Here is a 13159-nt window from a genome sequence, read left to right on the forward strand (position 1 = left end):
GGAGCGACCCGCCGGACCGGCGCCGTGGGGCGGGACGCGTCAGCAGGCGTCGACCCAGTCGTGTGAGGACACGTTGTCGTTGACGAACTGGCCCTTGCCCGCGCCCTGGCCGAAGAACCTCAGCCCCGACAGACCGAGGTCCGGGATGGAGTGGCCCTGGTGGAGGCAGACCCACGAGCCGGTCCAGTCCAGACCGTAGAAGAGCCGGACGTCCTCGGCGCGGCCGGGGAAGCCGTTGTTCCACACGTCCGAGACCTTGTTGCGGCAGCCGGCCCAGTTGGCGTTGTTCGCGTTCCACCGGCAGTGGAATCCGCCGGCGTGCGGGTGCTCCCAGGCGTAGAGGAACCCGTCCGGGGCGGGTACGGCGGCGGGCGCCGTCACGGCCGGGGGAGCGGCGGCCTCGGAGACGGCGGCGCTGGCGCCGGCCCCGGGAGCGGTCAGCAGGGTGAGAGCGGCGACGGTGCAGGCCGTCACGAACGCGCGGGTGAGACGCATGGTGGTTCTCCTTCATGGTGGTGGTGGGGCCGTACCGCGGTGTGCGGCGCGGCCGTCGGACCGCCGGACGCCCCAAGGCCAGGGGCACACGGCGGAGTCGAGGGGGCGGGAGGGGGAGAGGGCCGGCGAGCCGGGCGGCCGGCTCAGGCTGTGCGACCAGGTCGGGCCAGGCCGGACGAGGCGGGGCCCGCGACCCGGGTGGCCGGCTCAGACCCGCTCGGGCGGCTCGGGCGACTTGGGCGGCTCGGGCCGGGGTGAGGTCGGGACCGCGTCCACGACCTGGCGGGCGCGGGGCAGTGCGGCGGCCCTCAGCCGTTCACGCGCCTCGACGTCCGCGCGGTACTCGCGGGCCAGGAGCGTGCCGTGGTGGTCGTCGAGCCGCCGAGCCGTGCGGGCGAGGCCCGATTCCCCGGCGCACCGCACCTCCGCCAGGGCGAGCGCGATCTCGCGGTCCCTGGCCGGCGGCCGGGTGACCGACAGCGCGGCGGCGCGGGCGGCGGCCGGAGTCGCGAACGCGTGCCCGGCGCGCCCCATGCACTGCCGCCAGCCGTCGAGCCGTTCGCGGTACGCGGGGTCGTCGGTGACGCGACCGCGGCGGATCCGCTCCAGCGCCTCCACCCGGGTCGAGGCCCGGAACCAGGCGCCGAGGTCCCCGTACAGCCGCCGCTGAGCCTCGGCGACACAGCCGCGGTCGCTGCGCCGCAGCGTTCCACCGCCCGGCAGGCGCACGGTCGGACCGTCCGGCGACGGGCCGTTGGCGGCGACCAGCGCCGCGGCCCTGCGGTCGGCCGGAAGGGCGGCGAAGTAGGCGCGGTTGGGGTCGCTCCGGGCCCGGGCGACCTGCCGGCGCCGCAGCTCGGCGCCGTACCCGTGCCGCCGGGCCCAGGCCGCGTCGTCCAGCACGTACACGAAGGCGTCGATCCCGGGATCGTCGTCGAGCGGGAAGACGTGGTACGTGAAGCCCTGCCGGCGCATGCAGTCGCGCAGCAGCAGTTGTTCGGCGTCGTGCAGCAGCCGGTCGTCCGCGGTGGGCGCCCGGCCGACGCCCGGGAGTACGGGGGAGGCGCGATCGGCCGGGCCAGGTCCATCCGGTCTGTCCGGTCCGCTCAGCATCGCCGCGGCGAGGGCGAGTGCGGCGCCCGTGAGTGCCACGGTGGTGGTGAGGAGCGGGCGGCGGGCACGGCTGGCACGAGGCATGGGAGTCTCCTGGGCGAGGGTGTGGGGGAGCGCTGCGTCGAGACCGACACGGTGACGGCGGTGCGGTCATGACGAGGCGTGAGGGGAGCCGCGCCGACGGGACGCGGGGCGTACCGGTGGGGTGTCGCCGTCGAACGGCGCCGTGGCCCGTGGCCGGACAACCGCAGTCTGTGCCGGTCCGGAAGCGGCTGGCAAGCGTGTCCCGGCCGCTTCGGCGAAGTCGGGATTCCCACCCCTCCGACCTGCGGAAACCTTGCTGTCCCGGGACAGGAGCAGGCCCGGGACGGAGCCCTGGGACGGCGGTCGTGACGCCCGTGGCACGGAGACCCGAGCCGCCCGCCGCGGTCGCGCAACGCGGCGGCGACGGCGTCGTTCTCGTGGTGTGCCCCCGCGCCTCCGTACGGCGCGGCGGGCGGAGACAAGGAGCCGGCGAGACGGCGAGACGGCGAGGAACGTCGTTGGAGCCCGTCGTCGTCGACGACGTCGTCGTCCGCGAGGCGCCACGCCCCCCACCGAAGGAGCACGGATCCGTGGACCATCACCACGACCACCACGACCACGACCACCACCGCGACCGGCGCGAAGGCGGACTCCTCCGCAGCGCACGCCAACTGACGGGCCGTTCGCGGGCCGCGCCCCGCCCGGGGGCCGTCGCCCTCACGGCGCTCGGCGTCGCCCTGTGCCTCGCCGCGCTCCCCGCCGGCGCCGCCCCCTCCGCGTCGGCCGCCCCCGCCCCCGTACCCGTATCCGCCAAGGCACCCGCACGCGGGCCGCTCAGCCCCGTCCTCGACCAGGACTTCGCAGACCCGGACGTCGTGCGGGTCGGCGGCGTCTTCCACGCCTACGCGACGAACGCCCACGGCCGGAACGTCCGGCACGCCACCTCCACCGACCTGGTCCACTGGACGGTCGACGAGAAGGACGTGCTGCCCGAGCTCGGCGCATGGGCCACGCTCGATCCGCCGAACCACGTCTGGGCACCCGAGGTCTTCGACAACGGAGACGGATTCACCCTCCAGTACACGGCCCGCGACCGGGCCGGCGGCCGTCAGTGCATCGGCGCGGCCCTGGCGGCCTCCCCGGAGGGGCCGTTCCGGCCGGCCGGTGACGGCGCGCTGGTGTGCCCGACCGAGGCGGGCGGCGCGATCGACGCGTCGAGCCACACCGAGAACGGCAGCCGCTACCTGCTCTGGAAGAGTGACGGCAACTGCTGCGGTCAGGACACCTGGATCCACCTGCAGCGCGTCTCCTGGGACGGCACCCGCGTCCTCGGGGAACCGGTCCGCCTGCTCAAGCAGGACCGCGCCTGGGAGGGCGGCCTCGTCGAAGCGCCCACGCTCGTACGGCGGAACGGCCGTTATGTCCTGCTGTATTCGGCCGGCGACTACCGCGGCGACGCCTACGCGACGGGCTGGGCGACCGCCGACGCCCTGACCGGCCCGTATGTGAAGGGGGAGACGCCCCTGATGACCACCGAGTCCTTCGGGGGAGCGGTCGCTGGACCGGGCGGCCAGGACGTCGTGACCGGGCCCGACGGACGGGACCGGATCCTCTTCCACGGCCACAGCGCCGACCGCGCGCGCCGGGTGCTCCACCTCGCCGACCTGGGCTTCGCCGACGGCGCCGGCGGCCGCCCGGTCGTCCGCGGCAGCCGGGTGCCGTACGAGGCGGAGCTCGCCCAGGTGCACCGGGCGACCGTCCGCGACGCGAGGGACGCGTGGGGCGGCCGGGCCGTCGGGCACATCGACGAGCCCGACAGTTTCGTGGAGTTCCGGGTCTTCGCCGCCGCCTCGGGTCCCCACACCCTGAGCGTGCGCTACGGCAACGGCTCGCTCGACGCCGTCGGCGCACCGGCGCCCGCGAGCCACACGCTGACGGTGAACGGCGCGCCAGCGGGCACGGTCGACTACCCGTACACAGGCTGGGACGCCTGGCAGCGGCGCGAGGTGACGGTGGAACTGCGCGCGGGATGGAACACGCTCCGTCTGGGGAAGGGGGAGCGCTTCACCGAACTGGACGCCGTGGAGGTGGCGTAGAGGCGGCGGGACCGCGTGACCGTCCGGCCGCTGGTCGGGCGGCCACCGGGCCCGCGCTGTTCGGCGTACGGGCGGACGTCAGGCCCGAGGGCGGCGTCGGCATCAGGTCCGAGGGCCAGCATCGGCATCAGGTCCGGAGGTTCAGGTGCGGTGCGCCGGCCCCGGCGGCGTCGGGCCCGGGGTCAGGCCCACTGCTGGCCCTTGGTCCGGTCGCACGGCAGCGGACGCAGGCCCTCCGCGCCGTCGTCCAGGCAGCGACCGGTCGTGGCGTTCCTGATCTCGACCGCCGCCTCGTCCCGCGCGCTCACGGTCCACCGCTGGGACGACGACGGGCCGCACGCCACCGTCCGCAGGTCGCCGCCGGGGTCGTGGTCCAGGCACTCTCCCGTGGCGTGGTTCCTGAGCTGCACGCTGCCGTCCGCCGTGGTGTGGACGGTCCAGCGCTGGTACGGCAGTCCGTTGCACGCGTAGGAGCGCGTGCCCTGGTCGAGGCTGTCGTCGAGGCAAGCACCCGTCGCGCGGCTCACGAAGATCCTGGGGGCGTCGGGCCGCCCGGCGGTCGCGCCGCGCGCCGCCACCGGCGCGTGCTCCCCGGCGGTCGACGGGTACGCCGGGGCGTCCGGCCGGAGGAGTACGGCGCCGGTGGCGCCGAGCGCCACCCCGAGCACGACCCCGGTCAGTCCCCACACCGTCCGCCCCAGCCCTCCCCGCTCCCTCTGCTCTCCCCGCCACCTCTGCTCTCCCCGCTCTCCCGGCTCTTCGTGCTGCCCGCGCTCTCCGCGTGACCCGCGCGCCTCGGGCGGAGGGCCGTCGTCCGGGGGCGGCGCCTGGACGACGGCCCGGCGCTGGCCGCGGTCGGCGGCCTCCCACAGGCTCCGGTACGCGGCCGGGTCGCCGCCGAGGGCCTCGCACAGGTCGCGCACGGTGCCCCACGGCGGGACGGTCGTGCCGCGGAAATAGCGGGACAGCGACGAGTCGCTGATGCGGACGCTGGTCTCCAGGGAGCGCAGGGTGCATCCGGAGCGCCGCTGAAGGTCACGCAGGGCCCGGCCCAACGCGCGGGCCGGATCCTCGTCGTCACGCCGGTCGGTGGCCATGGCGGCGTCCTTCTGTTCCGGGCGGCACATGAGGGGGCGGTCAACCGGCCCCGGGGGAGGGGCGGAAGCTGTTCCGGCAGGCCAGACCCTAGAGCGAGGCGGATCTTGGTGACAAACGGAACCACTCTCCCGGAGGATTCCGCGGCCCGCCCCGCTTGACGCCGATCCCGTATGCCTGGGGCCGCACATGCCGGTGGCCGCACATGTCGTTGGCCGCGCACGCCGGCGCCGTGCGGACCGGACGTGCCCGGCCCGCACGGCGTCGGTGCGGATGTCAGCCCGCGTAGGTCTCGAACTCGGCGACCTTCGGGGTACCGGTCGAGCCGGTGATCTCGAAGGTGACCTTGCCGAGCGAGGTCCGCGGGAAGGAGACGGGGCCCGCGCCGGTGCCCGAGGCCAGCACGGCGCCGGTGTCGGCGTTCAGGACCCGCCAGGTCCGGATCGTTCCGGCCGAGCCGGCCGCCTCCCGGATGGTGATCGCCGAGACGGAGACGGGGGAGCCCCACTTGATGGAGACGGAGCCGGTCGGGCCGGCCGGCGACCAGTAGGTGCTCATGTCGCCGTCGCGGACGTTGCCGTAACTCGTCCCGTCGGCCTTGCTGGAACCGTCGGAACCGGCGCCGATGCTCAGGTTGGTGCCGGTGGGCGGCGTTGCCGTCGAGGTCGGGGTGGGTGTCGGGGTCGTCTGCGTCGGCGTGGGGGCGGGGGTGGTCGCGGTCGCCGTCGGCGCCGGTGTCTGCGGCGTGCAGGATCCGTCCGACACCAGCAGGCCCTTGCCCGCGCCCGCCGTCCGGCTCACCACGCCCGGCACGCAGGAGGCCGCGTCGAGTGCGTAGGCGTACGGGATGCTCACCGTGGTGGTCGACCGGACGTCCGGACCGGCCGGCTTGTAGTCGGTGCCGGGGGCCGACCAGGTCACGTTGTCGAAGGTGTTGCCGCTCACCTGCCAGTAACCGGCCGCGTCGGTGTAGAAGGTCCCCAGGACGTCCTTGGAGTCCTCGAAGTAGTTGTGGTCCACCTTGGCGCGGGCGCCGGCGCGGGAGTTGATCCCGGACTCGTTCAGCCGCAGATAGTGGTTGTTGTACATGTGCGCGATGCCGCCGCGGAGCAGGGGTGCGCGGGAGTCGATGTTCTCGTACAGGTTGTGGTGGTACGTGATGAAGCCGTTGGACAGCTCGGTCTCGCTGGAGCCGACGAGGCCACCGCGGCCGGAATTGCGCAGGATGCTGTACGACAGGGTCACGTACTGGGTGTTGTCCTTCATGTCGAAGAGACCGTCGTAGCCCTCGGACTCCCCGCCCGACGCCTCCAGGGTGACGTGGTCGACCCAGACGTTGCGCACGCCGCTCTCCATGCCGATGGCGTCGCCGCCGTTGGAGACCGGCGAGCCGGACTTCTTGACGTTCCGGACGGTGACGTTCTGGATGATGATGTTGCGGGCCTCGCGGATGTGGATGCCGAGCTGGTCGAAGACGGCTCCGGCGCCGACGCCGACGAGGGTGACGTTGCTGATCTGCTTGAGCTCGATCACGCCGTCGGCGGTGTTGCAGCTACCGCCCGACACCTTCGCGGTGTTGGCGTGGTTGATGGTCCCTTCGACCTCGATGGTGATCGGGGTGCTGCTGCTCGCCCGGCCGCACAGCGCCGCGTGGATCGCGGTCCCGGTGGTGGCCCGTACGATCCGGCCGCCGGCCCCGCCGGTGGTGCCGCCGTTCTGCGTCGCGTAGCCGGTGGCGCTCCCCGCCACAGCAGCCGTGGCCGCAGTGGCCGCCGCGGAGGCCGATGCCGATGCCGAGGGCATCGCCACCACCACACCGGTCACCGCCGCCAGGGCCATCGTGGCCAGGCCCGCGGAGAGCCGTACTGCCACTGGTCGTCTCATGGTCGTCTCCCGATGCGTCGTCGAATGGGGCACGCCCCGCCGAGGATAGAAAGCGCTTTCTGTGCTGCGCGCCGACGATAGGGGCGACGCGGGCGGCTGACAAGACTCGGCGCACGGGGTGCCGTCCGTCGTCCGGCGCCGGGCCCACCCCGTTCGCCCGTCACACGCTTCCCGCCTGTCCGGGCTGTCCCGCCTGTATGGTCTGTCCCGCGTGTCCCGCCTGGGCGATGAGTTCCGGCGGCGGATCGGGTCTGTCCTGGTATGACGCGCATCATCGCCGACATCTCGGTCTCTCTCGACGGCTTCGTCACCGGGCCCGATCCCGGACCGGACAACGGTCTGGGCACCGGTGGCGAGGCCCTCCACACGTGGGCGTTCTCCGACGACCCCGGCGACCGCCGGGTCCTGCGCGAGGCGACCGCCCGCTCGGGCGCCGTCGTCCTCGGCCGCAGGCTCTTCGACGTGGTCGACGGGCCGCACGGCTGGGACGACACGTCCGGCTACGGTGCCGGCGAGGTCGGCAGGCCCGCTTTCGTCGTCGTGACGAGCTCGCCGCCGGAGTCGGTGCGGACCGTTGACCTCGACTGGACGTTCGTGACCACCGGTCTGCCGGACGCCGTCGCCGCCGCGCGCGAGCGAGCCGAGGCGGCCTCCACGGCCGGCGGCACGGACCTCGACGTCGTCCTCATGGGCGGCGGCGCCACGATCCGCTCGGCGCTGGAGGCCGGGCTCGTCGACGTGCTGACGCTGCACCTCGCGCCCGTCGTGCTGGGCGGCGGGACCCCTCTCTTCACCGGCGGAACGCCGCGCACGCTGGTCCAGCGGAGCGTGCTCCCGACCTCGACCGCGACCCATCTCACCTACGACGTCTCCCGGTGATCCGATGACCACGGTCCACGCCCGGGGGATCGACCTGGGCATCGAGTCGTTCGGGGACGAGGACGCGCCGCTCGTGCTGCTCGCGGGCGGGCCGACGATGCTCTCCTGGCCCGACGCGCTGTGCGAGCGTCTCGCCGCGGGCGGGCGCCGGGTGGTGCGCTACGACCTGCGGGACAGCGGGGAGTCGACGACCACGGACCCGGAGGCGCCCGCGTACACCCTGCGCGACCTCGCCGCCGACGCGGCGGCCCTCGCCGCCGCGCTCGGCGGGGGGCCCGCGCACCTCGCGGGGATCGGCATCGGCGGGATGGTCGCCCAGGTGGCCGTACTCGATCGTCCTGACGCGTTCTCGGCGCTCACGCTGGTCGGCACGCGCCCGGTCGCCCCCGGCCCGCCCGACGACGACCTCCCCGACCACGACCGGGCGACGATGAGCCGGCTGTTCGCGCGTCCGCTGCCCGACTGGGCCGACCGGGAGGCGGTCGCGGAGTTCGCCGCCGCCGGCGCGGAGATCCGCGGTGACGACCCCGCCGCCGCGCGCGCCGTCGCCGCGTGGATCTGGGACCGCACCCCGGGCACCGCGCCCCCGGTCCAGATGGCCAACCAGTTGGGCCTGGTCTTCTCCCGGCTCGACTGCGCGCCCCGCTGGCGTGAGCGCCTGCCGGACATCGAGGTCCCCACCCTCGTCGTCCACGGCCGCCACGACCGGTTCTTCCCCGTCGGCAACGGCGAGGCGCTCGCCCGCGAGATCCCCGGCGCACGGCTGCTCGTCCTGGAGGAGGCCGCCACGGCGATCCCCGCGGCAGCGGTCGGCCGCGTCACCGAGGCGATGCTCACGCTCGCATAGCGGCCCGCGTGCGCGGCCCTAGCCCCCTACCCGGGGCCGGCCACGCTCCCGCGATCGGCACGCGGACCGGGAGGGCCGGGGGTCGCGTGCGCGTCCGAAGGGCCTCGTCGTGACCGACGGTCGGCTCCCCGCCGGGCAGCCGGCACACCGCGACAGCGCCCGGCGCCCCCATGGCACTCCGGCGCGAACGCCCGGCGCGCCCCCCCGCGCCTCCGGCGTCCCGCGCTCGCCGCACAGCCCCCGCCGTACGGCCTCATCGCAGCTCAGGGCGCGGGCACCCGTTCGGACGGCGGAGGTGGGCCGGGTGGGGTGCCGTCGCCGAAGGGGCGGCCGGGGAGGGAGTCCCGGCCGTGCGGCGAGAGCCAGTGACGGGTGTCGGGGCCGCGCGGGACGATGCCGGTCGGGTTGATGTCGCGATGGACGACGTAGTAATGCGCCTTGATCTGCGCGAAGTCGATCGTGTCGCCGAAGCCCGGGGTCTGGAACAGGTCCCGCGCGTACGCCCAGAGCGCCGGTAGCTCGGTCAGTTTCTGCCGGTTGCACTTGAAGTGGCCGTGGTAGACCGCGTCGAAGCGCGCGAGGGTCGGGAAGAGCCGGACGTCGGCCTCGGTGAGGGTGTCGCCGACCAGATAGCGCCGGTCTCGGAGCCGCTCCTCCAGCCAGTCGAGCCGCTGCCACAGGCGCCGGTACGCCTCGTCGTACGCGGCCTGGCTTCGGGCGAAGCCGCACTGGTAGACGCCGTTGTTGACGTCCCGGTACACCTTCTCGGCCACGTCGTCGATCTCGTCGCGCCATCGCTCGGGGTAGAGGTCCGGCGCCCCGGCCCGCTGGTGGGCCGACCACTGACTGCCGAGGTCGAGGGTGATCCGCTCGAAGTCGTTGGTCGCCACCGCTCCGGTGGGAACGTCGACGATCGCCGGCACGGTGACGCCGTGCGGATAGTCCGGGTCACGCCGGAGGAACGCCTCCCGCAGCCGCTCGATGCCGAGCACCGGGTCCCGGCCGCCGGGGTCCAGATGGAAGGACCAGCCGCGCTCGTCGTGCACGGGCCCGGCGATCCCCATCGGGAGCGCGTCCTCCAGACCCATCAGGCGCCGGACGATCGCCGCCCGGTTCGCCCACGGACACGCCCGGGCGATGATCAGCCGGTAACGCCCCGGCTCCACGGGATAGCCGTCCCGCCCGTCCGCCGTGATCCGCGTCGTGAGGTAACTGCGGTCGCGCTCGTACGCACCCTCGCCACCGCCACCGCCGCCCCCACCGCTGCTGCTGTCACCGTCACCGGTCATGGCCTCGTGCCTTCCTCCTCCGCCTGCGGCCGGAATCCTGCGCGGGGCTCATCGCCCGCATGTCCTCCTCGTCCCACGAGCGGGTGTCACGCGGCTCGACGTACGGCTCCTGGTCCGGCGGCATGCCGCCGGCGACCGCCCGCTGGCGCTGCGCCTCGGCGTCGAACTCCAGGCCGAGCAGGACGGCCAGGTTGGTGATCCACAGCCAGATCAGGAAGACGATGACGCCCGCCATGGTGCCGTAGGTCTTGTTGTACGAGGCGAACTCGGCGACGTAGAGGGCGAATCCGGCGGAGGCCACCATCCAGATCAGCAGGGCGAGGGCGCTGCCCGGGGTGATCCACCGCCAGCCCTTGACCTTGGCGTTCGGGCTCGCCCAGTACAGGAGCGCGATCATCACGGTCACCAGCACCACCAGGACCGGCCACTTGGCGTACGACCACACCGTCAGCGCGGTGTCGCCGACGCCCAGCAGATCGCCCGCGCGGCGCGCCACGCCACCCGAGAGGACGACGATCAGGGCACTCGCGGCGGCCATGATCATGAGTGCGGCGGTCAGCCCCAGCCGGATCGGCAGGACCTTCCAGACCGGGCGGCCCTCCGGCACGTCGTAGACCTGGTTGGCGGCGCGCATGAACGCCCCGATGTAGGCGGAGGCGGACCACAGGGCGAGCGCCAGACCGACCACCGCCATGACGGCCCCCGTGCCCGTACCGCCCTGGAGGTTCTCCACGGCCCGGCCGAGCACGTCACGGGCCGGTCCGGGCGCCAGCTCGCGGAGATTGTCGAGCACCTTGTCGGTCGTCGACCGTCCGCTGAGCCCGAGCAGCGAGACGAGCACCAGCAGCCCGGGGAAGAGGGACAGCACGCCGTAGTACGTGAGGGCGGCGGCCCGGTCGGTCAGCTCGTCGGACGTGAACTCCCGCAGCGAGCCCTTGAGCACCGCGAGCCAGGAGCGTCCCGGCAGGGCGGTCGGCGAGTCGGGTGCGCGCTCCTCGACGGCGGGGCCGGGGCCCACGTCCTCCGGGGCGGGTGGCGTGTCGGGTGGCGAGTCGGGTGGCGTACGGGGTGGGCCGGCGTCGCCCGCGCTCGGGGCGTGCCGTGCCGCGCCGCGGTCGTCCGCCCCGCGGTCGTGAGCCGGACGGTCGTGCGCCGGGTCGTGCGCCGGGTGGTCCTGCGGCGCGCGCTCTTCATGAGGAGGATTCCGATCGGCCATGCCGGGGCGGCTACCCGCGTCGGCGCAGCGTACGCCCGGTGCGCCCCCAGCCGGGCGAAACCGGCGAAAAGGGGTGGATGCCCGGCCGGGCCTCGGGTAGTCGACCCCCAGACCCGCCGACCGGCAACGTCCCCGATCAACATCCCGACCAACATCCCGAACAACACCGCGAACGACGTCCCGACCAACAGCCCGAACAACATCCCCGAAGGAGCACCGGATGCCCTCCCCGGAAGAGTCCCGCCTCCCCGACCCGCAGACCCGCCACCCCCAGCCGCCGCAACCCGAGCAGCACCAGTCCCACCCGGGCGCCACCGAGGCCATGGAACCCCGCCCCGACCACGGGGAGGACTCCTACCGCGGGCACGGGCTGCTCTCGGACCGCGCGGCGGTGGTCACCGGCGGGGACTCCGGGATCGGCAGGGCCGTCTGCCTGGCGTTCGCGCGCGAGGGCGCCGACGTGGTGTTCACCCACCTGGCCGAGGAGCGCGAGGACGCCGAGGAGACCGCCCGGCTGATCCGCGAGGCCGGCCGCACGGCCGTGCCCGTCGCCTGCGACATCCGTGACGAGCGGCAGTGCCAGGAACTGATCGAGAAGGCGGTGGACGCGTTCGGCCGCATCGATCTGCTCGTGAACAACGCCGCCTACCAGATGGCGCAGCCCGACGGCATCGAGGCCATCACCACGGAGCAGTTCGACCGGGTGATGAAGACCAACCTCTACGGCATGTTCTGGCTCACGCGCGCGGCGCTCGCCCACATGCCGCGCGGCGGCAGCGTCATCAACACGACCTCGGTGCAGGGCTACCAGCCGAGCCCGCACCTGCTCGACTACGCGATGACCAAGGCGGCCATCATCTCCTTCACGCACGGCCTGGCCCAGATGGTGGCCGAGCGGGGCATCCGGGTCAACGCCGTCGCACCCGGGCCCGTGTGGACACCGCTGATCCCCGCCACCATGCCCGACGTGGAGGACTTCGGAAAGCAGGCACCGCTGGGCCGGGCCGCCCAGCCGGCCGAGATGGCGCCCGCCTACGTCTTCCTCGCGTCCTCAGGCGCGAGCTACATCACCGGCGAGATCGTCAACGCCACCGGCGGCACGCCCCTGCCCTGACGGCGCGCCGGTGCCGAAGGCACGGCGGTAGGCGGCGGGCGAGATGCCGAACGCGGCCCGCATGTGCGCCCGCAGCGAGTTCCCGGAGCCCAGCCCGGCCCGGTGCGCCACGACGTCGACCGGAAGGTCGGTGGTCTCCAGCAACTGCTTGGCCAGCTCCAGCCGCTGCGCCGTCAGCCACTGCCCCGGCGTCATGCCCACCTCGTCGCGGAACCGCCGGGTGAAGGACCGCAGGCTCATCCGGGCGTGCTCGGCGAGCCGGGCCAGGGGCAGCGGCTCCGCCAGGTGCTCCAGGGCCCAGGCGCGGGTGGCGCTGGTGCCGGCCAGGGTGGGCTCCGGGACGGGACGGTCGATGAACTGGGCCTGGCCGCCGTCCCGCCAGGGAGGGACGACACAGATGCGGGCGGCGCGGTTGGCGGCCGCGGCCCCGTGGTCGCGGCGGATCATGTGCAGGCACAGGTCGATGCCCGCGGCCACGCCCGCCGAGGTCAGCACGTCGCCGTCGTCGACGAAGAGCACCTCCTCGTCGACCTTGACCGCCGGGTAGGCCCGGCGGAACTCCGGGGCCAGGTGCCAGTGCGTGGTGGCGGGCCGCCCGTCCAGCAGCCCGGCCGCGGCCAGCACGTACGACCCGGAGCAGATCGACACGAGCCGGGTGCCCGGCCGGATGCGGGCGACGGCGGCGGCGACCGCAGGCGGCAGGGGGCCGCCCCGGCCCAGCTCCGGCATGGCGTGCGTGGGCGGGAGGACGACCGTGTCGGCCGCCGCGAGGGCTTCCGGCCCGGCCGCGGGCTGCACCGTGAAACCGGCGTCGCTGAGCACGGGCGCGCCGTCGGCCGTACAGACCGTGACCTCGTAGAGCGGCCGGCCGTCGGCGTCCATGGCGCTGCCGAAGACCCGGGAGGGGATGCCGAGCTCGAAAGGCGGCACGCCGGGGAGTGCCAGGACGGCGACGCGGTGGGGCCGCGCCGGCCCGGCGCCGGGCTCCGCCCGCCGGTCCCGCCCGCCCTGCTCGTCCCGGTGGTCCCGGGTGGCCGTTTCCGTGCGCGTACTCATGGCCAGATCCTGTCACATAGTGGCCGGGCGGCCAATACCATGGCGAGGCGC

The 13159-nt window shown here is 74.4% G+C and carries 11 protein-coding genes; 4 read left to right on the plus strand and 7 right to left on the minus strand.

Annotation, left to right across the window (positions count from 1 at the left end; genetic code table 11):
• Nucleotides 1-39: 39 nt before the first annotated feature.
• Both ABZ135_RS31740 and ABZ135_RS31745 read right to left on the minus strand, forming a co-directional pair.
• Nucleotides 40-495 carry a peptidase inhibitor family I36 protein gene (locus tag ABZ135_RS31740; protein ID WP_356700637.1) on the minus strand — a complete coding sequence of 152 codons (456 nt, stop codon included), beginning with the start codon at nt 493-495 and terminating at the stop codon, nt 40-42.
• A 207-nt stretch (nt 496-702) separates the two neighbouring features.
• Nucleotides 703-1692 (minus strand): hypothetical protein, encoded by a 990-nt coding sequence (locus ABZ135_RS31745; RefSeq protein ID WP_356700639.1) that lies wholly within the window; start codon nt 1690-1692, stop codon nt 703-705.
• A 530-nt stretch (nt 1693-2222) separates the two neighbouring features.
• On the opposite strand from ABZ135_RS31745, the gene ABZ135_RS31750 reads away from it, so the two are divergent.
• Nucleotides 2223-3728, plus strand: a complete 1506-nt coding sequence (locus tag ABZ135_RS31750) for a family 43 glycosylhydrolase (RefSeq protein ID WP_356700641.1) — start codon at nt 2223-2225, stop codon at nt 3726-3728.
• Between the two features lie 182 nt (nt 3729-3910).
• Here ABZ135_RS31750 and ABZ135_RS31755 read toward each other — a convergent pair whose 3' ends face one another.
• The gene (locus tag ABZ135_RS31755) at nt 3911-4825 is read right to left on the minus strand and encodes an RICIN domain-containing protein (protein ID WP_356700643.1); all 915 of its coding nucleotides are present in this window, start codon (nt 4823-4825) and stop codon (nt 3911-3913) included.
• A 274-nt stretch (nt 4826-5099) separates the two neighbouring features.
• Nucleotides 5100-6707, minus strand: coding sequence for a pectate lyase (locus ABZ135_RS31760; RefSeq protein WP_356700645.1), 1608 nt, complete (start codon nt 6705-6707; stop codon nt 5100-5102).
• 261 nt (nt 6708-6968) lie between these two features.
• Here ABZ135_RS31760 and ABZ135_RS31765 point away from each other — a divergent pair, with 261 nt between their 5' ends.
• Nucleotides 6969-7586: a dihydrofolate reductase family protein gene (locus ABZ135_RS31765; RefSeq protein ID WP_356700646.1), complete on the plus strand. Its 618-nt coding sequence runs from the start codon at nt 6969-6971 to the stop codon at nt 7584-7586.
• A 4-nt stretch (nt 7587-7590) separates the two neighbouring features.
• Complete coding sequence (locus ABZ135_RS31770; protein ID WP_356700648.1) at nt 7591-8433, plus strand: alpha/beta hydrolase; 843 nt, start codon at nt 7591-7593, stop codon at nt 8431-8433.
• 263 nt (nt 8434-8696) lie between these two features.
• Here the strand turns inward: ABZ135_RS31770 and ABZ135_RS31775 are convergent, their stop codons facing one another.
• Nucleotides 8697-9722, minus strand: a complete 1026-nt coding sequence (locus tag ABZ135_RS31775) for a glutathione S-transferase C-terminal domain-containing protein (protein WP_356700650.1) — start codon at nt 9720-9722, stop codon at nt 8697-8699.
• Nucleotides 9712-10938 (minus strand): YihY/virulence factor BrkB family protein, encoded by a 1227-nt coding sequence (locus ABZ135_RS31780; RefSeq protein WP_356700652.1) that lies wholly within the window; start codon nt 10936-10938, stop codon nt 9712-9714. Before ABZ135_RS31780 ends, ABZ135_RS31775 begins: the two co-directional genes overlap by 11 nt.
• Before the next feature lie 220 nt (nt 10939-11158).
• On the opposite strand from ABZ135_RS31780, the gene ABZ135_RS31785 reads away from it, so the two are divergent.
• Nucleotides 11159-12052 carry a glucose 1-dehydrogenase gene (locus ABZ135_RS31785; RefSeq protein WP_356700654.1) on the plus strand — a complete coding sequence of 298 codons (894 nt, stop codon included), beginning with the start codon at nt 11159-11161 and terminating at the stop codon, nt 12050-12052.
• Here the strand turns inward: ABZ135_RS31785 and ABZ135_RS31790 are convergent.
• A complete protein-coding gene (locus ABZ135_RS31790) occupies nt 11990-13108 on the minus strand; it encodes a helix-turn-helix domain-containing protein (protein WP_356700656.1) in 1119 nt (372 codons plus the stop codon). The two genes, ABZ135_RS31785 and ABZ135_RS31790, sit on opposite strands and share 63 nt — an antisense overlap.
• Nucleotides 13109-13159 lie beyond the last annotated feature (51 nt).

Source organism: Streptomyces sp. NPDC006339 (assembly GCF_040612775.1).
Classification (GTDB): Bacteria; Actinomycetota; Actinomycetes; order Streptomycetales; family Streptomycetaceae; genus Streptomyces.

What these genes read in the sequence shown, in the direction of transcription:
- ABZ135_RS31740 (WP_356700637.1), bottom strand. Translation starts at nt 495, where the DNA reads ATGCGTCTCACCCGCGCGTTCGTGACGGCCTGCACCGTCGCCGCTCTC.
- ABZ135_RS31745 (WP_356700639.1), bottom strand. Translation starts at nt 1,692, where the DNA reads ATGCCTCGTGCCAGCCGTGCCCGCCGCCCGCTCCTCACCACCACCGTG.
- ABZ135_RS31755 (WP_356700643.1), bottom strand. Translation starts at nt 4,825, where the DNA reads ATGGCCACCGACCGGCGTGACGACGAGGATCCGGCCCGCGCGTTGGGC.
- ABZ135_RS31760 (WP_356700645.1), bottom strand. Translation starts at nt 6,707, where the DNA reads ATGAGACGACCAGTGGCAGTACGGCTCTCCGCGGGCCTGGCCACGATG.
- ABZ135_RS31765 (WP_356700646.1), top strand. Translation starts at nt 6,969, where the DNA reads ATGACGCGCATCATCGCCGACATCTCGGTCTCTCTCGACGGCTTCGTC.
- ABZ135_RS31770 (WP_356700648.1), top strand. Translation starts at nt 7,591, where the DNA reads ATGACCACGGTCCACGCCCGGGGGATCGACCTGGGCATCGAGTCGTTC.
- ABZ135_RS31775 (WP_356700650.1), bottom strand. Translation starts at nt 9,722, where the DNA reads ATGACCGGTGACGGTGACAGCAGCAGCGGTGGGGGCGGCGGTGGCGGT.
- ABZ135_RS31780 (WP_356700652.1), bottom strand. Translation starts at nt 10,938, where the DNA reads ATGGCCGATCGGAATCCTCCTCATGAAGAGCGCGCGCCGCAGGACCAC.
- ABZ135_RS31785 (WP_356700654.1), top strand. Translation starts at nt 11,159, where the DNA reads ATGCCCTCCCCGGAAGAGTCCCGCCTCCCCGACCCGCAGACCCGCCAC.
- ABZ135_RS31790 (WP_356700656.1), bottom strand. Translation starts at nt 13,108, where the DNA reads ATGAGTACGCGCACGGAAACGGCCACCCGGGACCACCGGGACGAGCAG.